Below are 23,516 nucleotides of genomic sequence, written 5' to 3'. Positions count from 1 at the left end.
ATTAACTCCCTAACACTACAATAATCGTAGCTGTAACAACAATGTTTAAAAGTGATAATGGTATTAAAACTTTCCAACCTAACATCTGTAACTGATCATATCTAAATCGTAAAACAGTCCATCTCACCCAAATATATACAAATGCCATCATGAAAAATTTTACCAAAAATGTTCCTATTTGAATAACAGCCGTCATGATATTTACACCATTTGCATCAATTCCTGTGATTAAAAAATATGCCATTAAAGCTACAATTATAATAGCTATACTCCAAAAAGCAATAGTTAAAATTCTTGTTTCTTTTACTCTTGATAAATCTTCACCAATCGCTTTATTATTTTTTTTCATCCATTTTGTAAAACTCCATACACCAAGAGGTAAAAGAATCATAATAGCAATCATCACATAATTCATATTTGACTGAATAAAAGCAGTATCAGCCCATGGAATATGATATCCACCAAAAAATAAAGTTACAATAATCGCACACGAAGCACTCATAGCCGCATATTCACCTACTTGAAACAAACCAAATCTCATAGCTGAATACTCTGTATGATATCCTGCAACAATTTCTGATTCACCCTCTGCAATATCAAATGGAGCTCTGTTTGTTTCTGCAAATGAACAGATGATAAAAATAATAGCAGCTAATGGCTGTATAAAAATACCCCACATTGGAATAACACCAAGATATGTACCTGCTTGTGCATTAACAATATCTGTTAAGTGAATTGAACCATAACATATAACCATAGACATTAATGCCAAAACCATCGGAGCTTCATAAGAAACAACTTGCGCAGCTGCTCTAATTGATCCTAAAAGTCCATACTTACTCTCTGATGAAAATCCACCTAAAATAATTCCATATATAGATAAACCAGCAAAAGCTAAAAACCATAACATTCCAAAATCTGCTGGAATAGCTTGCATAATATGTGACTTACCATCTATTATAAGCTCATCTGCAAAAGGGATCATCGCAAATGTTAAAAATGAACATAAAAATACGATTCCTGGTGCAATAGTAAATAAAAATGTATGCTTGATATGTTTTGCAACAAAATCCTCTTTAAATACAAGTTTTAACATATCTGCAAAACTTTGTATCAAACCACCTAATCGTAAAGGTCCAATATTACATCGATTTGGACCTGATCTATCTTGAATAAATCCAGATATTCTTCTCTCCCACCATACAAAAAGTGGTGTTAATCCAACTGCTAGTAAAGCAGCAATTGTGATATTTACTATTAATATTACCGTTGTTGAAGTACTCATAGCGTTCCTTTAGCAATCATATCTTTTAAATGTTCAATTATTGAAGTAATAGTTTCAGCCTGATCATCTTTTTTCATTTTTGAAACAACTTTTTGTTTAATCCCATCAACATTTGTGTATGTTCCTGATTTTTCATAAAAAGATGCTATTGGCATAGCTACATTTGACTTTTCAATAGTTTGATTTAAATGAGAAAATAAAGAGATAACTTTTTTATCATTTAATAGTTCTAAATTCTTTTCAAAATAACTATTATCAACAACTACTACAAGTTTTGCTTTTTCTAAATTTGATTTAAATGTTGTTTCATCTTCAGCGATGCCTAACTCTTTAAATGTTTTTCTATTTGCTGATTTGTCATTTTCTCTTAAATAATCATCTTCAAAATTTTCATCAATAGTATCTGGCGAGTATCCTGAGATATTTGCATTTAATTTCGAAGCTAAATTTTGTAAGTTTTTCATCTCTTCTGTTGATAAACTAGGACTTAAAACAAAAAATATCTCTTTTACTGTTGAGATATATTTAAATATATGAGTCATCACATTTTTAAAATCAGAAATTTCATTTTCTAGTCTTGGAATCTCAAATCTATTCTCATTTTCATTGTGGTAAGAAAGTCTTCCTTCATCACACATAAACCAACCATTTACAGCTTTATTTGCACGAGGTCTAAATCTAAAAATTTCATCATTTTTATATTTTTCTTTTCTATGATCAACAGATATATTACACCCTTTTGCACAACCACCACAAATAGCATCAAAAGTTTCCATAAACCAAACTCTTTGTTTAAATCTAAAATCTTTAGATGTTAATGCTCCAACTGGACACAAATCTACTACATTCATAGCATAAGGATTGTCTAGCGGTCGTCCTGGAAATGTTCCTATATAAGAGTGATTACTTCTACTTATTACTCCAAGTTCATGTGTTTTTGTAATATCTGAACAAAATCGTGTACATCGTGTACAGAGTACACATCTTTCACGATCTAGCATTACATTCGAACCAAGATCAATTCTTTTTGCATGATTTGTTTTCTCTTCTACATTTACTCTTGATTCATAAAAACCAGATTCCATATAATAGTCTTGAAGTTTACACTCACCAGCTTGATCACAAGTAGGACAATCAATTGGGTGATTGATCAGTTGAAGCTCTAAAATATCTCTTCTAACTTTTTCAATATTTTCACCCTGAGTTCGAACTTCCATACCCTCTTTGATAGGAGTATCACAAGCAATTTGTGGTCTTTTTTGTCCCTCAATTGCAACCATACACATTCTACAGTTACCATCTTTTCCAAGAACTTGATGATAACAAAAATGAGGTATATGAATATTTTCATCAAGAAGTTTATCAATTAATAAACTCCCTTTTTCTGCCTCCATTTTTGCACCATTGACTGTTATATTAACCATTTCACCCATTGATTGCATCTCCTTGTTCTTTCGTATTTTCAATATACGCAACAAATTCATCTCTATATTTTTCAACTAGACTTTTAATGATATCTTTAACAGCAGGTGCAAATACACATACAGTTTTTCCATTCATTGTTTCACATACATCTAAAATTGTTGTTAAATCAGAAATTGTTCCATGACCATCTAAAATTCTTTCTATAATTGTATCTATCCAACCACACCCCTCACGACAAGGTGTACACTGACCACATGATTCGTGATGATAGAACTCTATTAGGTTTTTAGCAACATCAACCATAGAAACACCCTCAGGAATGATCATCATTCCACCTGTACCTAAGGTAGAACCAATATCCCACATCGTTTCATAATCTAAATAAGCTTTTTCTACTTCTTCGGCAGTTAAAATAGGACATGAAGCTCCACCTGGAATAACAGCTTTTAATTTTAAGCCATCTTTCATACCTCCGCCAATTTTTTCGATTACTTCAGTCATTTTACAACCATATTGAAGCTCATAAACGCCTGGATTTTTTACAGGTCCACTCATAGCAAACAACATAGTTCCTGGAGCTTTTTCGGTTCCATACTTTGTATATGATTCATAACCATTAAGTACGATATTTGGAACAGAGGCTATTGTTTCTACATTATTTACGGTTGCAGGGTTTCCAAAGAACCACTCACACTCTTTACCATGTGGCTTAAGTCTTGGATGCCCTCTTTTCCCTTCAATTGATTCAATAAGTGCAGATTTTTCACCACAAATATACGCACCACCACCTCTATGAACTGTTATGTTCATACGATAGTCATATTTATTCATCACTTTTTCACCAATTATATTAGCGGCATACGCTTCTTCAATCGCTGCATTTAATCTATCAATGAAAAATTTATATTCACCTCGTATATAAATATAACAATCATGAGCTCCAATTGCATACGATGAACAAATAATTCCCTCTATTAAAAGATGTGGATCATACTCAAAAATTTGTCTATCTTTAAATGTTCCTGGTTCTGATTCATCACCATTTGCAATCAAATATCGAGGTCGTTCATCAACTGGTGGCATAAGTTTCCATTTAGGTCCACAAGCTGCTCCTCCTCCACCTTTTCCACGAAGTCCTGATTTACAAACCTCTTCTGTCACATCATCTGGAGCCATAGTAAAAAGTTTATCAATAGATTCATATCTTCCATTTTTTAGAGCAACTTCTAGTTTATGTGAATCTGGAATATCAAAGTTTTTACTTACAATTTTTACTATCATCTCATCTATATTCATTACTTACACCCCTTGATAATATTTTCAAGTTTTTCAACAGTTAAATTTTCATGATAAGTATGATTTAAAGCAATCATAGGAGCTCCACCACAGGCACCTTGACACTCGACTTCACTAAAATGGAATTTTCCATCAGCACTAGTCTCACCAGGTCCAATTCCTAAAGTATCTTTGATAAACTTTTTAAGTTCAGGTGCTCCCATAATCATACATGAAAGAGTTTTACAAAGTTCTATGTGATATGTCCCTATTGGTTCAAGGTTGAACATTGTATAAAAAGTAGCAAAACTATGTACTTCTATTGGAGTTTTCCCAAGTCTATCTGCCATAAAAATCATAGCAGCAGGACTTACCCAACCTATTTGTTCTTGTACTAACCAAAGTCCAGGAAGCATCATTGCATCAGAGTTTGGGTATTTTTCTAATATTCTTTGAAACTCTTTTTCATTCTCTTCTGTATATTTAAAATTTTCCATTATCTATCAAACTCCCCAGCAATAAAATTCATACTTGCCATTGTAACAATAGCATCTGCTAGCATTCCGCCCTCTACTATATCTGCATATGCAGCAAGTGAGTAAAAACTTGGCGGTCTACATTTAACTTTATATGGTCGTCCGCTTCCATCACTTGCTATATAAAATCCAAGCTCACCATTTCCACCTTCAGTGTAAGAATAGTGTTCCCCTTTTGGAACTTTAATACCATCAATAGTAAGTTTAAATTGATTCATTAACCCTTCAATATTTCCATATACATCTTCTTTTGATGGGAGTAATATTCCTGGCGCATTGATATTTAAAGGACCATCAGGTAACTCTTTCATTGCTTGTCTTATTATTTTAATTGATTGTTTCATCTCTTCAAAACGACACATCATTCTATCATATACATCACCGTGACTACCAATAACTACATCGAAATCAAAGTTTTCATATCCATAATATGGTTTATCTTTTCGTAAATCAAAAGGAACACCAGCTGCTCTTAAATTTGGTCCAGTGATCCCATAACTTAAAGCAAAGTCTGCTTTTATTACTCCAACATCTTGTGTTCTATCGTGAAAGATTCTGTTGTGTTCAATTAAACTTAAACAATCACTAATAGCGATCTCAACCTCTTTTAAAACATTTGCTAAATCAGCTTCAAAACCATCATAAAGGTCAAACTCTAAACCACCAATTCTTGTATAGGTGTTTGTAAGTCTAGCACCTGTTAGTTTTGAAAGGAGATCATAGGCTAAATCTCTTGGTGCAAAAAGATACCAGTAGTTTGTAAGACCACCCAAATCGACCATATTTGCACCATTACAAACAAGGTGATCCATGATACGACTTAACTCACCTGTAATAATACGGATCATTTTTGCACGAGGTGTGATATCGATATCAAGCATCTCTTCAACAGCTTTTGCATACCCTATATTATTTAAAATAGCACTACAGTAGTTTAATCTATCTGTATAAGGGATGATTTGAGAGTAAGTATGATTTTCACATGATTTTTCAAATCCTCTGTGAAGATACCCAATCTCAGTGATACAAGTAGTAATAGTTTCACCTTCCATCGCTGCAAAGTTTCTAATCGTACCGTGAGAAGCCGGATGTGATGGTCCAACATTGAGCAGCATTAGCCCATCTATCTCTTCATCTGTGTATCCCTTTGACTTGAGTCGTGGTTCCATCTCATCCATCAGATCTTCAGTCTCAGTACAAATCTGCCCTTTTGTGATCGAATAATCTTTTCGTAAAGGATACCCTATAAATTGATGATGATTTAAAAGTCTTTTTAAATTTGGATGACCTTTAAACTTTACACCATATTGGTCATAAGTTTCTCTTTCAGCCCAGTTTGCAGAAAGATACAGATCAGTGATCGAATCCAACTCTAAAGTGTCATCATCAACAAATGTTTTAACTGTAATCTCTTTTTTGTAAGATGAGTCTCTCAAAATATATATTGCTGCAAACCGTGAAGGCGTTACATCCGGAAACTCCAAATAATCAACAACCGTTATATCCAATAAAAGAACATAGTTCTCTTCATTTTTAAGTTTTGTAATCGTAGATTTTAAATCTTTTGATTCTATGAGCATATCACACTTCAACATCTAAAAATCCTTTATATTCTTTTACTCTATCTTTTAAAATAGATTCATCTTTAGATTTCTCTTGTATTCTCATAATAGCATCAATAACAGCTTCAGGTCGTGGTGGACATCCTGCTATATATTCATCTACAGGTATGATCTCATCTATCCCTTGAAGAGTTGTATAATTGTCATAAAAACCACCAGAACAGGCACATGCACCCATAGATATAACCCATTTAGGCTCACACATCTGCTCATAAATTTTCTTTAAAATTGGAGCTTGTTTATACGAAATTGTTCCTGCAACGATCAGTAAATCTGCTTGTCGTGGAGAAAACCGAACAACTTCTGCTCCAAATTGTGAAATATCATATTTCGCTCCAGCAACACTCATAAACTCAATTCCACAACAGGCTGTTCCAAAAACCATTGGCCATAGTGAATATGAACGCCCCCAGTTAATTGCATGATCTAATTGTGTTGTTACAACTGAATCCCCTAAACTTGATTCTGATCCTAATCCCATTCTAAAGCCTTTTTCTTATACATATACATTAAACCTAAAAATAAAAGTCCTACAAAAACAAACATTTTAATTAGCCCGCCATATCCTAACTCAAGAACATTAACTGCCCAAGGAAACATAAAAATGATTTCTACATCAAAAAGTAAAAATGATATTGCAACCAAGTAAAATTTGACTGAAAACCTTATACTTGTATTTCCTACTGGATTGGTTACACCACTTTCGTATACTGTGTTTTTTATTTTTGAGTCTTTATTATTGGGACCTATAAATTGTGTTAGTACAAATACACCAACTAAAATACAGCCAATCGAAACAAAAATAACAGATGCAAGAATTAATTCTGTTGACATTTCTTATCCTATTTTATAGTTTTGCTTAGAGTATACATTAATCTAAATTTAGATTAAATTTTTTATATAGTATTTAAGGATATTTTAAATTAAAGAGAATTTTTGATACATTTTATATCATAAAAAGTTATTAAAATGCTAAATATTCTGGCTTACCAAAATAATAGCCTTGAGAATAATCTACACCTAAGTTATTTAAGAAATCAAATATCTCTTTATTTTCAACATATTCTGCAATCGTTTTAATATTTTGTCTTTTAGCAAAAACAACAATTGTTTCAACGACATTTTGGCTATATTTATCAGTAAGAATATTTTTAATTAAAGAACCATCTATCTTTAATAAATCTGGTTCAAATTCAAGAAGTCTTTCAAAATTAGAGTACCCTGCACCAAAATCATCTATTGCTATAGAAACACCCATTTTTTTCACTTTTCGTATAAAGATTTTAACACTTTTAAAATCTTTTACTCTTTCATCTTCTAAGAGTTCAAAAACTAATCTCTTTCGGTCTTTTTCATTTTCTTCTAAAAGTGAATAGATAAGATTTCGTGTTTCATCTTTTTCGATATCTAAAGTTGATAGATTTATAGAAAGCTCTGTTTTAATAGTTTTTAATACTTCAAACGAATTTTCTAAAACTCGTTTTGTAATTTTATTGTAATAAGAACCTCTTTTTGAAATACTTAAAAATTCATAAGGAGAGATTACTTTCCCTTTTTCATCTATAAGTCTTACTAAAGATTCATACTTTTCGATTTGTTCTGTTTTATTATTTACAATGGGTTGGAAATAAGATAAAATTTTATATTCATCTAAAGCTTGTTTTACCATTTTTATAACATCTAAATTCTTTTTAGCTTCTTGTTGGTCTTTTATTGAAAAATCGTTTGCATGACATATAGTTATATTTTTCTCTATAGCCATCTCTAATCCTGATTTGGCATCTTCATAAATCATATGTTTACCTAAAGAGTAACTCAAAGTTATATTTATGTCATAATCCATATCATCGATAGTTAATCGTGATTTTTTTACATTATTGACAAATTCAGTTAAATAGTCTTCCAAAGAAACAGCAGCTTCTAAAAAGCTATCAAAATCAGTAAGTAAAGCATACTTACCATCACCTAAATTATACACATTTTTGAACTTATAAGTTGATGGAAGATAGTTTAAAAGCTTATATCCAAAAAGTTTTTCGATTTGATCAATAATATATAAACTATGGAACTTCTCCAACATATCAAACTCTTCAATTTGAACCATAATAAGAACAGACATAATATTTGATGCAATTTTATCTAAAAAGTGTTTTTTATCGGTAAGAATATCACTTATATTTTGTCTTAGAGCAATATATTCTACAATATTTCCATCTTCATCTAAAAGTGGAGTGATGGTTGATTTTACATAATATAACTCACCATTTTTCGAGATATTTTTTAAGATTCCATTCCACTGTTGTTTTTTCTTCTTGATTGTATTCCACATATCTTTATACAGCTCTTTAGGACTATCTATTGGTCGTACCATATTATGATTTTTTCCCAAGAGTTCATCTTTTGTATATCCTGAAATTTTACAAAAATTATCATTGACATAAGTAATTCTTCCTGATTTATCCGTTTTGGAAATAATAGAACTTTTATCTGTGATATTTTGATATTGTTGTAATAAATTCAAATTTACTTTATCATCTTTATATTTTTCATATATGTTATATTTTTTTTCTAAACTGTTAAGTTCATCTATTAAAAACTCTTTTCCAAAAGGTTTTTTCACATAACTATCTAGTCCGATTTTAATAAATTTTGAAATTACATTTAAATTTTCTTCTTTTGAAACAGCAACTATAAGTGAAAAAAGATTTTTGTTTTTCACAACACTTAAGAACTCTAACTTCTCTTCAATCATAGTATCTATTTCTATAACAATAATATCAATATAGTGTTTTTGATATATACCCATTGCATCTTCGTTAGAACCAACACAATGGACATCTGCAAAAAGTTCTACAAGTAAGTCACCCAAATCAGAGTTTGGTTCTTCATAAAATAATAGATTTACTCTTTTAAGAAATTTTTTCATTTTATAAAAACTCATCTGAGATAGTTTCACCCATCATCCAAAATAGATTGTGTAAAACTTTTTTATCTTTTATCTTTTCGTTGAATTCTTCATAGTTATGATTAAACTTTTCTATGTATCTAAAAATATCGGCTATTACATTCTCTCTAGCAGAATAGATATCATCATTTTTTAACGCATTTTTGATAATTGACTCATCAAATATTTCTGTTTTTTTCAATATAGAGATATCATGTCTTACAGCTGCTGCTACAAACTCAACATCACCTTGAAATTTTTCACACATGTTATCAAAACAACCCAAACGACTTACAAATTTTTTGTCATTTAATAGATCTGGATCTATAAATCGTAATATCTTTTGTTTCATCTCATGATCATCAATTAAATTCATCATATCCATGATAAAATATTTGTTCCTTTTTAAACTTTCTGAATATTGAAGATTGTTAATATTTCGAGTCGTTGCAATCACCGAGATCTCATTGTCTTTTTTGAATACTTCGGGCATATATTTTAGTATAGGGTGTTTAAAAGTAGTTTCATTTTCATCTTTTTCTGCCATTGCAGCCAAAACTGCAATCTCTCTGCTAGCTTTTAAACGATGACTTGCGTAGAGATAAGTTCTGTTATATTTACCAACAGCTGTTTTTATAAATTCAGGATCATCCAAAATAGTTTTATCAACTTGTTTCAAAATATCATCACCTAAATTTTCATTGAAAATCATATGATTCCACATATCTTTTTTAGCTTCATTGTCTCTAGAGATGCTTTGTGCAGTCACCCCTAGAAGTCTTATGATAATCTGTTTATTACGATAATAATCAGGATGAATAGCTTGCAGAAGTAGTTTTTTATTTTTCCAATACTTTACATTGTTAAATATACCATCAATTATCTGTGTCAAGATCTACTCCTTGATTATTAATATTCTTAAATTGTATCTAAATTATCTGAAATTAAAAAGAGGTATCACCTTAAAATATTAGCAGACCCAGAAGAACTAGCATCAAGACAAACTCTTTTAGTTCCATTTGAGTCATGATAAGTTACTATTGTTGGGTTTCCACTTGCTATAGAGATTGTATCCCCACTTTCTAGTTTGATATAGTTGTTAATTGTCGCAGGTGTTGTACACTCTACATCTATTGCTGTAATATTTTGTGAACCTGATGAGCCTCCACTTCCTCCACCTCCACAAGCGTTAAATGTGAAAGTAAGAAGTGTTAGCAAAGATACTGATACTATTTTTTTGTGTGTATTTTTCATATTATTTCCTTAGTCTATCGTGATATCACTTGTTAATGGTGTTTTTGTTTTAATATAGAGTTGATTATTGATCATATCTATTTCTACTTCATTTCCTATTGGGTATGAGGAGTTTGTTTTAAGAGTGTTTTCTAAAACTGTTTCATTATCATTATTATCTATTTGTACAAACTGTGTTATTGTTTTTCCATCTTTATCTGTGATAACTTTTGCTTTTATAGTAGATCCATTTGATATCATCTTACCTGCTGTTGTTGCAACATCTCCACTTGAAGTAATAAGTGTTTTTGCACCTTTTAGTTTTGAAGTTGCTGTAGAAGTAGATGTACCTTTTTGTACACTATGAGTTGCTGTACCATTTTCATCTGCTTTTGATGAGATAGTTGAACCGTTAAATGACAAAGAGGTAACTATTTGTAATATATTATTTACTTTTTGTATAAAAGTTTTTGTTCCTACTGCTTCTGAGATAGCTTGTGTAATATTTCCATCACTTAAAGTTAAAGTATGGGTTGTTTTTCCTGTGGTTGTTATGTTTGCTTCTGCTTTTAAAGAGTTAGAAGTATCTTCATCAAATAATAGGTGTAACCCACTATCTATAATCTCTACAGTTGCACCGTTTAGTGTAGATGATGCTTCTGTTGGTGTACTAGTTGTTGATGTTTGTACTGTTGCTTTTTTACTACCATTTGTATCATCTGATGTTTGTACAGTTAGATCTGTACCAAATGAGATAGTTGTTACAGTTGCATTCCCCTCTTCTGTTACATTTATCTCACCATTTTCTTTGATATTATCTCCCTCTTTTAGAAGTAGTATTTGTACTTTAAAAGATGTAGTATCATTATTCTCACCATCTGTTGCGCTAATATTTAGATCGGTTATTCCACTTTTTTCTGTGCTTGGGGAAGTGAGGATAAGATAATCATCTTGTATAGTATAATTCACAAGCGAACTATCAGAAAAAGAAATATTATATGTTATATTTTCATCTTGGTCTGGATTGTTTGCTATAAGTGAAAGATTTTTATCATCAAATCCTTTATAGTATACTTGTTTTGTAAAATCTTGTAAGCTAAAGCTATCATTTACAGCAGTTACATTTATATCAAATGTTTTTTCGTTAGTTGCTCCATCTATATCTACAGCTTTTATAGTGATTTGTACTATACCTGTTGCATCTTGTACTGTTGTGAGATTAAAGTCTAAAAGATTATAGTAGTCTTGTGATTGAAGTTCATTTGTCCAGTTTTGAACTACTCTTATGATATCTGTATTATTTGATTCTACTGTTACATTAATATCATCAAACTCATAGTCTGTAACATTGAGTTCATAATTTCTAGTTCCATTATCTTCTGTGATATTTACATCATTAAATACTGTATAAATAACTGGGGCATCATTTACTAAAGTTACAGAGATACCTAAAGAGGCACTATTTGAGTAAGTTTTTGAATCACTTGCTTCATAAGTGAAGCTATCATCTCCGTTGAACTCTTGATTTGGTACATATACTAAGTTATTTATCTGAGTATTATTGATCTCTTGGTTTGTTGTGATATCTATATTATTAAGTTTTAAGACACCATTTGAGCCTAAAGAAGTAAATTTTATTTTATCTAAGCTATCACCTATATCACTATCACTAAAAGCGTTTGTAAAGTTTGTAAGGCTGAGGCTTAGGTTTGTATCTTCTGGTGTAGTTAGGTTGATATCTGTTACTACAGGTGCGATATTTTCATCATCTATTGTAGTTACTGTTACTGTTTTATTGATTGAGTTATCATACATATCATCACTACTTGCATCATTTATACTAAGAGTGATAGCTGTTTGTATATTTCCATCTATATCAGCATCATCTACACCTGTGAGTGTTACTGTTTGTGGAGTATTATAGTTTGCATTTGTAAAGGTGAGGCTTGTTTTATCTACTGTTACTTCACTTGTATCATTGTTGCTTATATCTATAACTACATCTGTTGTTGGTTGATTATCTAAAAATACTGTAAAACTATCTGTTGTTCCATTTTCATCTACACTTGCTGTTGTTTTACTAGTTTTTATTTGAGGGATATCATCATCTGTTATAGTTACTGTTTGTTGTTGAGTTCCTGATTCTGTTCCATTTACTACACTTGAGATATCTACAATAATAGTTTCATCTATATCTGTTATGCTATCATCTACTCCTGTAAGGGTTGCTGTTGCTGTTGTATCTCCTGCTGCTATCTTTAGGCTTGTTGAGCTTAGTGTATAGTCTGCTGGGTTATTTGCTGTTCCGCTTGTAGCTAAAGTTACTGTTACTGGTGTTTTACTTATACTACTTAATGTAGCTGTAAGTGTTACTGTTCCACCATTTTCTGCTATATTTGCACTACTTTTAGATAAAGTTACTGTTGGTTTATCTGCTGTGAAGTTCCAAGTTGTTACATCATTTATCCCTGTAAAGCTATTTCCTGAACTATCTTTTATAGCTGTGTTAGCTATTTGGATATAGTAACTTTCATTACTTAGTAGGTCACTATGTGGGTTTATAGTAAGTGTATTTGTTGATACCCCTATAGTTCCCCCTGCACTTCCTGTACCGTTTGCTACATTAAATGTTTCTACTACTGTGCCATCTGCTTTATACAATACTACACTACCTGTATCTAATACTATGTTTTCTGAGAAGGTAAATGTTAGGTTTGAACTTATACTTATCCCTGTTGCATCATCTGCTGGGCTTGAGCTTGACTTACTTGGGGCTGTTGTATCTGTAGTAGTAAATGTTCCGTTTGATACTGTACTTTTATTTGAAGCACTATCAACTGTAACTATATAAAAGTAGTATTGTGTAGAATCACTCAAACCTGTAACACTAAATGATTTTGCTGTGCTAGCTGTTACTGCACTTGTACCATTTTTTACACTATTTGTTACTGTATTGTTTATCACATTATCTGCTGTTGGTGTTGATGAACTAGAAGCTATTACATAATACATATTTCCAGTTTCATTTGGGGTGGCTTTTATATCTGCTGTTGTTCCTAATACATTTGCACTACTTACAGCTGATAATGTTGGTACTACATCATCAACAACAATAATAGTAAATGCTTTTTCAAAGTTTGCATCGCCATCATTTACATTTAATCTTATTTTATAAGTTCCTGCTGCTAATGCACTAGAATCATTTGCTCGTAAACTTGTACCACTTATATTAAAGCTTCCATTATTTGTGTCATCTGTTCCTGCTACTAACGAGTAAGTTGCAGTATCTCCTGTGTCTGCATCTGTTACTCCCAGTGTTCCTACAGTTGCATTTGATCCACCACTTTGAGCTACACTTGCACTACTAAGAGTTATATCTGTTGGGGCATCATTTACACTTGTACTTACTATTGTTGTTGTGTTGTTTGGTGTTGAGTTTGTAGTTCCATCATTTACAGTTATTGTAAATGTTGTGGTTTCAGTACTTCCTGGGGCTACTCTATTATCTGTTGGATTAAATGTGATAGCTCTTAGTGCTGTTTGTGCTGCTGCTACACTTGTGCTTGCTATAGAAGTAGATGAAAGTGTACCTTTAGCATTATCATCTAAAGCTATAGTTACTGCTAGATTATCTCCATCTGTATCTGCTAAGGTTATTGTACTAAATGGTGTGATAGTTGCGTTGTCATTTACTGCTTGGGATGCTGTGGCATTTGTGATGGTTGGGGCTGTGTTGGATGATGGTGCATCACCTTGAACTACTTCAAATACCATATCATATGCAGCCACTGGATTTGCTCCTGCATCTACATATAATTGACCATCTGCATAGCTAGCACCATTTTCATATATTAATTGATCAGTACCATCCGTAAATACAAATGTATAAGTAAATCCGCTTGTAATTTCAACTGATGCACTTATTGTAATATCTTCAAAACTATAAGAAGAGTAAACTGGGTTTGTTCCAGTTAATGTAACTGCTTGAGTATGTAATAAACTACCTCCATTCCCAGCACCTGAATAAATTTTTAAATTACCACTAAAAGTACCTGCACCATTAGCAACTCTAATTATTGAAATCACTCCTGTTTTAGTCGCTTGAAAAGATTGTCCTACTGAATTAGAACTAGTATCGTGTGTTCCTGCAACTGAATTACCTATTGTTACATTAGCACCGAAAATATTTATAGATGACAATGTTATCATCGCTATTATTAATCTTAACTTTTTAAAATTCATCTTAATTCCTCTTTAAAAAAATATATTTTCAACATCTTATTCCCCTTATAATTTTGTATGTTATATTTTTAATTAAAAACATAACATAGAAAATATGAACTACGATAACTACTTTAAGTTTATAGAAAAATATCTTTAGTCATATTTTACCTTTCAATCAATATATTATATAACGAACTTTTGTCAACTTCTGTCAATTTAGCTTAAATATAGATAAATTTTACTTTAATAATTACTTTCAAAACAAACAATAAATTTGGTACCCTCATTACTTGTAGAAAAAGATATTGTGCCGTTATTGCTTTCAACTATTGATTTGGCTACAAATAGTCCTATCCCTTTTCCCCCATAATCTTTGCTTTTGGTAAGTGCTTTAAAAATATCTTCCTGAATATCAGGATGTATCCCTTTTGCATTATCTTCAAAAGATATCTCTATAATGTTTTCTTGTTTTTCTATTTTTATGATGATTTGTTTACTACTAGTAGTTTCAATCAGTGCATCGATACTATTATCGAGTAAAATCATCCATAAATGAATCATGGCATCTTTTTCAGCATCTAAAAATAGTATTTGAGATGATTGAATTTTTAAGCTAATCTCATTTAATAAAATTTTTTCTTTATACTGAGCTACGACCTCGTTAATTGAATCCAAAATATTAAATTTTTCGGAGTCTGTTTTACTTGTGGTACTGAAATAATGTAAACTACTACTGATCTCTTCAATGATTTTTTTACTCTTTTGGATACTTTGTAAACTCTCAAGCATATATTTTTTTGCATTTTCATCACTAATGGCTTCTATATCATATTTTAAAATTTCCATATGACCTGTTATGGGAGCCATTGCTGTATTTATTTCATGAGTCAATCCCTCGGATAGCCTTTTGATAGTTGTGACTTTTCGGTATTCTATAGAGTTTGTGATATTGATTTGAAGTCCTATATAATAAAGTATCTCCCCATTTTCGTCAAACAAAGGGGTGATTTTTAGAAGATTATAAAAAGGTGTTCCATCTTTAGTAAAATTTTTGAGTTCTATTTCACAGGATTGTTCTTCTTCTAAAGCTTTCTTAAGTCTTTTTTTTGGTGTTTGTTCTAACAACTCACCTTGTAAAAATCTTGCATTTTTACCAACTGCTTCCTCTCGTGAATATCCAGTCATTTCTACAAAAGCATCATTGACAAATGTTATAGGCATATCTTTTACCTTAGGATCTACTAAAACGACTCCAGCTTGAATAATATTTGCAATCGTTTCAAACATTTCCATATTGTTAGGATTTAAAGTATTTGAGGGATTCAGTAAAGTGTGTATCAAAGTGTCGTTGTTATTCATAAACTACCTTTTATTTGAAATCAATATATAACTTATTATAATACAAAATAGTAAATAGTTTATAAAAAAGGAAAGTTTTGCAAAAAAAAGCAGTAATATTTGACCTAGACGGAACACTTATCGATTCGATACAAGACATTGCTTTATGTACGAATCAAGTTTTAGAAAAATTGGGTCATAAAACACACCCTTTAGATGCCTATCAAAATTTTGTAGGTGATGGCGCATTGATGCTCATTAATAATGCACTACATGATAATGTTTCTAAGGAAACTGTCGAAAAAGCCTTAGAGTTGTTTAAAAATATTTATGGTGATAAAATTCATGAAAATACAAAACCCTATGTTGGAATTTATGAGATGCTTGATAGTATAAAACATATAGATTTGCATTTAACAGTACTATCAAATAAACCTCACCCTTTTACTGTTGAATTTATTAATCACTTTTTTAAAGATTATCCTTTTGTGGAAATTCATGGTCAAAAAGAAGATGTACCTAAAAAACCACATCCTCAAGGTGCTTTTAATATCGCAAAATCTTTAGATTTAGATCCACAAGATATTATTTTTGTAGGGGATACTCCAACAGATATCAAAACAGCAAAAAGTGCTGGTATATATTCAGTAGGAGTTTCTTGGGGATATAGAAGTGTTGAAGAGCTACAAGAAGCACAAGCAGATATTATTGCAAAAGACCCTCAACATTTAGCTCAAATTTTATTAAGTGATGATTTTTAGATAATCTAAGTATAATTACAAAAAAATTAATTGATAGGATAATACAACTATGGAAAAAAAAGGTATATTAATAATAGGCGCTGGTGGAGTAAGTACAGTAGCTACTACAAAGTGTGCTATGAATATAGACACATTTGAAAAAATCACTCTAGCTTCAAGAACAGTTTCAAAATGTGAAGCTATGGCAAAAAAGATAAAAGAAACTACTGGTGTAGATATAGATACCACATCAATAGACGCCGATAATGTTCTAGCGCTAATAGAACTTATAAATAAACTCAACCCAAAAGTAGTTTTAAATGTAGCTCTTCCATACCAAGATTTAACTATTATGGATGCTTGTAGTGCTACAAATACTCACTATATAGATACAGCAAATTATGAACATCCAGACGAAGCAAAATTTGAATATAAAGAACAATGGGCAAAAAATGACGATTTTGAAAAAAAGAACTTAACAGCTCTTTTAGGAAGTGGATTTGATCCTGGTGTTACTGGTGTATTTGTAAAATATATCCAAGAAAACTATCTTGATACTATAGAATACATAGATATTATGGATTGTAATGCAGGAGATCACGGATACCCATTCGCTACAAACTTTAATCCAGAAATCAACTTACGAGAAGTAAGCTCAAACGGACGATACTGGGAAAATGGCGAATGGATTGAAACAAAACCTTTAGAGATACGAGTAGATCACGATTATCCAGAAGTTGGTGTAAAACCATCATATCTTTTATACCATGAAGAGTTAGAAAGTTTATGCAAAAACATCAAAGGTCTAAAAAGAATCAGATTTTTTATGACATTTGGTGATAGTTATATCCAACACATGAACTGTTTAGAAAATGTAGGAATGTTAGGTATCAAACCAGTTATGCATAAGGGTGTAGAGATAACACCTATAGAGTTTTTAGCTACATTACTTCCAGACCCAGCAAGCTTAGGACCAAGAACACACGGTAAAACAAATATCGGTTGTATTTGTGAAGGTCTAAAAGATGGAGTAAGAAAGAAATTTTATATCTTTAACATCTGTGACCATCAAGAGTGTTACAAAGAAACTGGAGCTCAAGCTGTGAGTTATACTACAGGAGTACCAGCTATGATTGGTACAAAACTTGTTTACAATGGTACATGGGACTTAAAAGGTGCTAGAAATGTTGAAGAATTTTCTTCACAACCATTTATGGATGAGCTGATGACTCAAGGTCTTCCTTGGACAGTAATCGAACTTTAGAGAGTAAGAAGTACTTAAAAGACTTCTTACTTTTTATAAAATAAATATATACCAAGCATAACAAGAAGCATCCCAACAACTTCAAACAAAAACATCCCACCAAACCCAAAAATAGATACTATAATTCCAGCAATAACAGCAGAAATAATTCTAATAAAAGAAAATAAACTTGACTGCACGGCATAATCTACTGCTCTTGAGTTGTCTCTACTATAGTCCATAATCATTGAGAATATTATAGCTGAAGACAAGGAAATAGCCAATGATATAAAGGTAACAACTGCAACTAAATAGCTTAAATTTAATTCAAATTTATCTGTAATTATCAAAATAAAAGTACTGATAATATTAAACATCATAAAAATTATCAGTAAAGTTTTTTTAGAAAATCTTACACTGATTTTACTAGCTAGTATTCCTCCTAATATTCCTATTATCCCTCCATATATTCCAACATATATTGCTACATTATCAGGAGTTATTCCTTTACTTATAAAATATGGTTTCAAAAAGACAAAAATAGCACTTATAAATGCAAAATAAAATGAAAGTAAAAATATCCATATTCCTATATTCTTTTGTTTGAAAAATGAAACAATAGTTTTAAAAGATACTTTTTTCTCTTCTATTTTTGTATCTAATTCTTCAATAAAATATAAAACTATCAATGACCCCACAACCATAATAGCCATTAAAATAAAAGTTGCATTCCATCCTAAATGGTTATAGAATAATAAAAATACGCCTCCACCTAAAAGACCAGATAAACTATATGCGCTTATTTTGTAACTTCCTGCACTTATATGTTCTTCTCTATCAAACACTTTGATTGCTAGTGCATTGAGAGGTATATCTATAAAAGTTGAAATAATTGCTGTGATTAAAATTGCTGTAAATACTAAATATATATTATCTTCTAATGATAGGAAACTGATAGAAAAGAGTAAAACTACATATATGATTCCTGCAAGCAATATCCATTTTTTATAATGGTTTTTTTCAAATACTATTTTGTCCACAGGAGGTGAGAGTAAAAACTTTAGCACAGTTGGGATGCCCACTATTTGAAAAATCCCTATAAGTGAAGCATCAAAACCTTTCATTTGAAGTATCATAGGAAGCCCCATCATAAAAAATATGATAGGTGAAAAAATTGAGGTGAAAAGAATTCCAAAAAGAATGTTTTTTTTCATTAAAGCTGTCATTATACTTCTACTTTTTTGCTATATGTATTTGAAAAGGAGTCATTGGCATATCATAATTTGTGTAAGAATTTACACTTCTAAATCCAACATCTTCAAAGATATTAGACATCTCCATTGGTTCGAGTTTATTTCTTTTTTGCATATTTAAAAATAAAAAATAAAAATAGCTTATCTTATCTTGTATATTATTGTTATCTATTTCTATATGAGCACTTACTAAGACACCATTTGGAGATAAAGCATCATATATCTTTTGTATCACCTCTTTTTTATCTTTAAAGAAATAAAAGATATTACTGCACCAAATCAAATCATATCCACTTCCTATATCATCTAGTTCTATATCTCCACTTAATGTTGTAACTCTATTTTCTAGTCCATATGCTTTAATATGCTCACTAGCAACATCTACCACTTCTTTATAGTCAAATAATACACCTTTGCTTGTAGGGTGTTCTTTTATAATATCTAAACCTATTATTCCAGAAGAACATCCAAGGTCAAGTATTTTGTTTATATTTTTAAACTCTTTTAAATTCTTTACTATATTTGTAGCCACAGGTGATATAAGAGTTTTTTGTTCTTGTTTTAAACTACCTTTTGCGGCGCTTGCCCATCTTTTAGGATGTTTAGAATCAAGCATTTTCCCACAACCATTTTTGACTAAGGAAGCAGTCATCTTTCTCGCACTATTTAACATCTCTTTTCTATTGAGGTACACATCTCCACAATATTGTGAAGAATCACACACGAAGAATTGTTTTGTAATGGCTGTATTTGTATATATATCATTATTTAATTGTAATAAATCCATAAATACCAATCCATCTAGCAATACTTTTGTATTATGATCATCACTCTCTAACTTTTTAGCTAAACTATGAGCAGTATAACTAGCTGATTCGAGTAGCTTAAATATCTTTAAATCTAAAGCTATACCTAAAAGTTCTGTTTCTTGCTGAACTAACAACATATTTAAATATTTATTTATATTATTTTGCATCTTTTTTCCTTAAAATTTATAAACTAATTTAATACCAATTTCTCTACCTTCACGATAAGCAGTAATGGTTCCATTGAAATAACCAGTAGCATGATGTTCTTTATCAAAAAGATTATTAGCATACAGGTACATATCATAATCATCTGTTTCATAACCAACTTTTGTATTTACTAATTCGTAAGCATCTTGAGCATTTTCATTTGCACTATCAAAATAAGTTTTTCCATATCCATTTAAATCCAGTCTTGCATAATAACCACTAGCATTTCTATATTGAGCTCCTAGATTAAAATTGTACTTTGGTGCAAAAGGATTATAATTATTACTATAATCGTTTCCACTATCTATAAATTTTTTAAAGGTAGTTTTATTGTATCCAAAGCTTGAAAAAAGTGTGACAGTATCAGCTAATAAAGCCTCTAACTCAAGTTCAATTCCTTTAGATGTTGCACTTGCTGCATTTACCATATACACAACGCCTGGAGTTGGCATCTCTTGAACTTGCATATCATCTATATCCATATAATATATATTTGCATTTAATTTTACTTTATTTTCTAGCAACATTGATTTGTATCCTATTTCATAAGAGATAAGACTCTCTTCATCGTATGTTTGTTTGTCAATTATTGATGATGCATGAGCATTAAATCCACCACTTCTATACCCTTTTGAAACTGTCGCATAAGTCATATTTGAGGCATCTATGTTATATTGTAATGAAATTTTGGGGGAGATATTATTCCATTCATTTTTAATATCAATATTTGATTCTTTAATGTTAACATCTTTTTTTTCTTTATCGTATCGTACTCCACCATTTATAGTAAATTTCTCACTCAATGGATGAATTATATTTGTAAAAAAACTGTATGTTTTAGAATGTAACTTTTGAGGATGTGAGTTTGCACCTGTTGGATCCATCATCGTTTTCATAACTAAAGAGAGATCATTGTCTTCTTTATCTGTATAAATTCCACTAACTACTTTGGTACTTCCAATTTTTTTTTCAAGTCGTAGTTCTTGCGATAATGTATCAAATGTATAATCTCTAAATATATGTATGATACTCATAGAAGAGAGGTCATTATCTAGAGCGACCTTATCTTTATGTATTCTTTTAGTTGTAATAGATTTTACTTTTGTGTTATTATCAATATTATAATCTATGTTTAAAGCAAAAGTTTTAGTAGTTGGCTTGGAATATCCATCAAGATTTGAAGATACATTTACATTATCTAAACTTTGTTTATCAAGTGCCCAATCTACTGCACCATTATCACTTTCCATTTTAGAGGTTATAAATGATATATCAAGATTATCAGTAGGAGTATAACGAAGGTTTAACTTTGAATAATCAGTTTCTTTATTGTTGATATATTTTTTTGTTGTAGTATTTTTTATAAAACCATCTTTTTCATCATGTTTATAAGATATCCCTGCGTATAGAGTATCTTTGATAATAGGTCCAGAAATATTAAGTCCAAATTCTTTTTTCCCATCAGTACCTAATGTAGTAAATACTTTGCCTTTTACTTCATTGTTCGGTTTTCTTGTGATCACATTGATAACACCAGCTTCTGAATTTTTTCCATAAAGTGTTCCTTGTGGTCCTTTTAAAACCTCTATTCTTTCAATATCAATCAAACCATCACTAAAACCAAAACTACTCATCGTAGGCACACCATCTACATACATACTAACAGGTGAAGAATAAGAAAGTAAACTTGCACTCACACCTCTAATAGATGGAGTTGTCAATCCTTGAAACCCTGTATTAAATAAAAATAGATTTGGTGTATATTTTGCAATATCTTTTATCGTATCAATTGAATTATCCTCAATTATGTGTTGATCAAATACAGATAAACTTATAGGTACTTTTTGTACATCTTCTTCACTTTTTTGAGCTGTAACTGTTACGGTATCTAAACTTGTAATATTTGAAGCAAAAATACTACCTCCTAAACATACACTCGCAAATAAAGAAAGTGTAATTTTTTTTGAATTTATCATTTATAAATCTCCCTTAATTTAATTTTCATACTGTGTAGTATATACTTTCATATATTGATAGTCAATATCAATATTATTATGAATGGTTTTCTTTCTATTCTAAAAGGAAAAATATGTGTGAATTTCATTTAAAAGATATATTAAAGGATAGTTTTATCTCAAAAAAAAATATTATAAAAAATAGTTTTCCTAAAGAAATCGGTACAGATTATATGGAGAAAATACATATTCAGGATGGTTTTTTAATTATTCGAACTATTTATAATTTCAATCAATATACCAAAATAGAAGCAAAACAACATGACACAAAATTTGTAATTGCCATATCACGCAAAGGAAATTCTACATATACAAATATCAACGATAAAAAAACTGTTCCTTTCAAAGAGGGATATACCACTATGTCACTTTTTGAAAATACAAAAGGATATAGAGAATTTATTGATAAAGATATTGAGCAAATTAGAATTATTCTAGATGAAGATTTTCTTCAAAGGAATTTAAAACATAGTTTACTTGAAAAGTATTTTATAAAAAGTAACAAATATTTAAATCTTTTAAATTTTTCTCCTACATTAATAGAAACGCAAATTTTAATTGATGACATATTAGAATGTGAACTTCAAGGAGAACTCAAAGAGATTTATATACAAAGCAAAGCATTAGAGTTACTCCATATCGAACTTTCTAAATTAGAGATAAAAGAAAAAAAAATCATATTAGATAGTTATGATAAAGAGGCAATTTATAAAGCAAAAGAGATATTAATAAATAATATGCAAAATCCCCCTTCAATTATTAAATTAGCAAAACTTGTTCATATAAATGAATTTAAATTAAAAGAAGGGTTTAAAGATATATTTCATACAAGCCCTTATAAACTACTATTAAAATATAAGCTTAACAAAGCAAAAGATATGTTGAAAACAGGTGATTATAATATAAATGAAGTGGCAAATCTAACAGGCTATAAATATGCAAGTAATTTCACAAATGCTTTTTTTAAAGAGTTTTCAATATTACCAAAAGAGTTAATAAAAGGATAATAATTTATGGTTCTAGACTTAAGTATATTTTTTGTAGCTGCATTTTTTGAGATACTAGGATGCTATAGTTTTTGGATGGTTTATAAACTTGATAAACCATCCTATTGGATCATCATCGGAATCATCTCTTTAATTGCTTTTGCTTATTTATTAACAAAAGTCAATTTAGAGTTTGCTGGTCGAGCGTATGCTATTTATGGAGGTATTTATATCATTTCCTCTTTATTTTGGCTCTATTTTGTAGAAAAACAAGGATTTAATAAATGGGATATATTTGGTTCGGCTATTATATTTTTAGGGATCCTTGTTATATTTTTAGGGAATAAAAAGTTGTAAGGGTAAATTACAGAATACTCAAAT

At 30.4% G+C, this 23,516-nt stretch carries 19 protein-coding genes; 4 read left to right on the top strand and 15 right to left on the bottom strand.

The genetic code is table 11. The features are described 5' to 3' along the window. Position 1: 1 nt before the first annotated feature. From ACMCMH_RS09905 to ACMCMH_RS09850, 12 genes are all read right to left on the bottom strand, one after another. Complete coding sequence (locus ACMCMH_RS09905) at positions 2-1,285, bottom strand: complex I subunit 1/NuoH family protein (RefSeq protein WP_412725102.1); 1,284 nt, start codon at positions 1,283-1,285, stop codon at positions 2-4. Next, positions 1,282-2,718: a 2Fe-2S iron-sulfur cluster-binding protein gene (locus tag ACMCMH_RS09900; protein WP_412725100.1), complete on the bottom strand. Its 1,437-nt coding sequence runs from the start codon at positions 2,716-2,718 to the stop codon at positions 1,282-1,284. The genes ACMCMH_RS09905 and ACMCMH_RS09900 overlap by 4 nt, the downstream gene beginning before the upstream one ends. Next, positions 2,711-3,991 (bottom strand): NADH-quinone oxidoreductase subunit NuoF, encoded by a 1,281-nt coding sequence (nuoF, locus tag ACMCMH_RS09895; protein WP_412728019.1) that lies wholly within the window; start codon positions 3,989-3,991, stop codon positions 2,711-2,713. The genes ACMCMH_RS09900 and nuoF overlap by 8 nt, the downstream gene beginning before the upstream one ends. Before the next feature lie 14 nt (positions 3,992-4,005). Further along, positions 4,006-4,482, bottom strand: a complete 477-nt coding sequence (nuoE, locus tag ACMCMH_RS09890) for an NADH-quinone oxidoreductase subunit NuoE (protein ID WP_412725098.1) — start codon at positions 4,480-4,482, stop codon at positions 4,006-4,008. Further along, positions 4,482-6,116 carry an NADH-quinone oxidoreductase subunit D gene (locus tag ACMCMH_RS09885; RefSeq protein ID WP_412725096.1) on the bottom strand — a complete coding sequence of 545 codons (1,635 nt, stop codon included), beginning with the start codon at positions 6,114-6,116 and terminating at the stop codon, positions 4,482-4,484. Before ACMCMH_RS09885 ends, nuoE begins: the two co-directional genes overlap by 1 nt. Next, positions 6,103-6,624, bottom strand: a complete 522-nt coding sequence (locus tag ACMCMH_RS09880) for an NADH-quinone oxidoreductase subunit B (RefSeq protein WP_412725094.1) — start codon at positions 6,622-6,624, stop codon at positions 6,103-6,105. Before ACMCMH_RS09880 ends, ACMCMH_RS09885 begins: the two co-directional genes overlap by 14 nt. Next, complete coding sequence (locus tag ACMCMH_RS09875; RefSeq protein ID WP_412725092.1) at positions 6,615-6,977, bottom strand: NADH-quinone oxidoreductase subunit A; 363 nt, start codon at positions 6,975-6,977, stop codon at positions 6,615-6,617. Before ACMCMH_RS09875 ends, ACMCMH_RS09880 begins: the two co-directional genes overlap by 10 nt. Before the next feature lie 130 nt (positions 6,978-7,107). Continuing rightward, positions 7,108-9,069 (bottom strand): EAL domain-containing protein, encoded by a 1,962-nt coding sequence (locus ACMCMH_RS09870; protein ID WP_412725090.1) that lies wholly within the window; start codon positions 9,067-9,069, stop codon positions 7,108-7,110. A gap of 1 nt (position 9,070) precedes the next feature. Next, entirely contained in the window at positions 9,071-9,979 is a 909-nt protein-coding gene (locus ACMCMH_RS09865) for a hypothetical protein (protein WP_412725088.1), read from the bottom strand. A gap of 65 nt (positions 9,980-10,044) precedes the next feature. After that, positions 10,045-10,341, bottom strand: a complete 297-nt coding sequence (locus tag ACMCMH_RS09860) for a hypothetical protein (RefSeq protein WP_412725086.1) — start codon at positions 10,339-10,341, stop codon at positions 10,045-10,047. 9 nt (positions 10,342-10,350) lie between these two features. Beyond that, positions 10,351-14,562 carry a beta strand repeat-containing protein gene (locus ACMCMH_RS09855; protein WP_412725084.1) on the bottom strand — a complete coding sequence of 1,404 codons (4,212 nt, stop codon included), beginning with the start codon at positions 14,560-14,562 and terminating at the stop codon, positions 10,351-10,353. A 225-nt stretch (positions 14,563-14,787) separates the two neighbouring features. Beyond that, positions 14,788-15,903, bottom strand: coding sequence for a PAS domain-containing protein (locus ACMCMH_RS09850; RefSeq protein ID WP_412725082.1), 1,116 nt, complete (start codon positions 15,901-15,903; stop codon positions 14,788-14,790). 77 nt (positions 15,904-15,980) lie between these two features. Here ACMCMH_RS09850 and ACMCMH_RS09845 point away from each other — a divergent pair, with 77 nt between their 5' ends. Continuing rightward, complete coding sequence (locus tag ACMCMH_RS09845; protein ID WP_412725080.1) at positions 15,981-16,643, top strand: HAD family hydrolase; 663 nt, start codon at positions 15,981-15,983, stop codon at positions 16,641-16,643. 49 nt (positions 16,644-16,692) lie between these two features. Continuing rightward, positions 16,693-17,886 (top strand): saccharopine dehydrogenase family protein, encoded by a 1,194-nt coding sequence (locus ACMCMH_RS09840; RefSeq protein ID WP_412725078.1) that lies wholly within the window; start codon positions 16,693-16,695, stop codon positions 17,884-17,886. A 26-nt stretch (positions 17,887-17,912) separates the two neighbouring features. Here the strand turns inward: ACMCMH_RS09840 and ACMCMH_RS09835 are convergent, their stop codons facing one another. The 3 genes from ACMCMH_RS09835 to ACMCMH_RS09825 are packed head-to-tail and all read right to left on the bottom strand — an operon-like array spanning position 17,913 to position 22,110. Continuing rightward, positions 17,913-19,079: an MFS transporter gene (locus ACMCMH_RS09835; RefSeq protein ID WP_412725076.1), complete on the bottom strand. Its 1,167-nt coding sequence runs from the start codon at positions 19,077-19,079 to the stop codon at positions 17,913-17,915. A 19-nt stretch (positions 19,080-19,098) separates the two neighbouring features. After that, positions 19,099-20,094, bottom strand: a complete 996-nt coding sequence (locus tag ACMCMH_RS09830) for a methyltransferase (RefSeq protein WP_412725074.1) — start codon at positions 20,092-20,094, stop codon at positions 19,099-19,101. Between the two features lie 9 nt (positions 20,095-20,103). Beyond that, the gene (locus tag ACMCMH_RS09825) at positions 20,104-22,110 is read right to left on the bottom strand and encodes a TonB-dependent receptor (protein WP_412725072.1); all 2,007 of its coding nucleotides are present in this window, start codon (positions 22,108-22,110) and stop codon (positions 20,104-20,106) included. A 113-nt stretch (positions 22,111-22,223) separates the two neighbouring features. Here ACMCMH_RS09825 and ACMCMH_RS09820 point away from each other — a divergent pair, with 113 nt between their 5' ends. Together ACMCMH_RS09820 and ACMCMH_RS09815 are read left to right on the top strand one after the other, a co-directional pair. Next, a complete protein-coding gene (locus tag ACMCMH_RS09820; RefSeq protein WP_412725070.1) occupies positions 22,224-23,156 on the top strand; it encodes a helix-turn-helix domain-containing protein in 933 nt (310 codons plus the stop codon). Positions 23,157-23,162: 6 nt separating this feature from the next. Continuing rightward, positions 23,163-23,492, top strand: coding sequence for a YnfA family protein (locus tag ACMCMH_RS09815; protein WP_412725068.1), 330 nt, complete (start codon positions 23,163-23,165; stop codon positions 23,490-23,492). Positions 23,493-23,516: the final 24 nt, after the last annotated feature.

It is taken from the genome of Arcobacter sp. 15-2 (genome assembly GCF_047159865.1).
Classification (GTDB): domain Bacteria; phylum Campylobacterota; class Campylobacteria; order Campylobacterales; family Arcobacteraceae; genus JAIOSF01.
This window is presented reverse-complemented; position numbering and strand designations above follow the sequence as displayed.

Coding starts and splice junctions, on each gene's coding strand:
- ACMCMH_RS09905 (WP_412725102.1), bottom strand. CDS start 1,285: ATGAGTACTTCAACAACGGTAATATTAATAGTAAATATCACAATTGCT.
- ACMCMH_RS09900 (WP_412725100.1), bottom strand. CDS start 2,718: ATGGGTGAAATGGTTAATATAACAGTCAATGGTGCAAAAATGGAGGCA.
- nuoF (WP_412728019.1), bottom strand. CDS start 3,991: ATGATAGTAAAAATTGTAAGTAAAAACTTTGATATTCCAGATTCACAT.
- nuoE (WP_412725098.1), bottom strand. CDS start 4,482: ATGGAAAATTTTAAATATACAGAAGAGAATGAAAAAGAGTTTCAAAGA.
- ACMCMH_RS09885 (WP_412725096.1), bottom strand. CDS start 6,116: ATGTTGAAGTGTGATATGCTCATAGAATCAAAAGATTTAAAATCTACG.
- ACMCMH_RS09880 (WP_412725094.1), bottom strand. CDS start 6,624: ATGGGATTAGGATCAGAATCAAGTTTAGGGGATTCAGTTGTAACAACA.
- ACMCMH_RS09875 (WP_412725092.1), bottom strand. CDS start 6,977: ATGTCAACAGAATTAATTCTTGCATCTGTTATTTTTGTTTCGATTGGC.
- ACMCMH_RS09870 (WP_412725090.1), bottom strand. CDS start 9,069: ATGAAAAAATTTCTTAAAAGAGTAAATCTATTATTTTATGAAGAACCA.
- ACMCMH_RS09860 (WP_412725086.1), bottom strand. CDS start 10,341: ATGAAAAATACACACAAAAAAATAGTATCAGTATCTTTGCTAACACTT.
- ACMCMH_RS09855 (WP_412725084.1), bottom strand. CDS start 14,562: ATGAATTTTAAAAAGTTAAGATTAATAATAGCGATGATAACATTGTCA.
- ACMCMH_RS09850 (WP_412725082.1), bottom strand. CDS start 15,903: ATGAATAACAACGACACTTTGATACACACTTTACTGAATCCCTCAAAT.
- ACMCMH_RS09840 (WP_412725078.1), top strand. CDS start 16,693: ATGGAAAAAAAAGGTATATTAATAATAGGCGCTGGTGGAGTAAGTACA.
- ACMCMH_RS09835 (WP_412725076.1), bottom strand. CDS start 19,079: ATGAAAAAAAACATTCTTTTTGGAATTCTTTTCACCTCAATTTTTTCA.
- ACMCMH_RS09830 (WP_412725074.1), bottom strand. CDS start 20,094: ATGCAAAATAATATAAATAAATATTTAAATATGTTGTTAGTTCAGCAA.
- ACMCMH_RS09825 (WP_412725072.1), bottom strand. CDS start 22,110: ATGATAAATTCAAAAAAAATTACACTTTCTTTATTTGCGAGTGTATGT.
- ACMCMH_RS09820 (WP_412725070.1), top strand. CDS start 22,224: ATGTGTGAATTTCATTTAAAAGATATATTAAAGGATAGTTTTATCTCA.
- ACMCMH_RS09815 (WP_412725068.1), top strand. CDS start 23,163: ATGGTTCTAGACTTAAGTATATTTTTTGTAGCTGCATTTTTTGAGATA.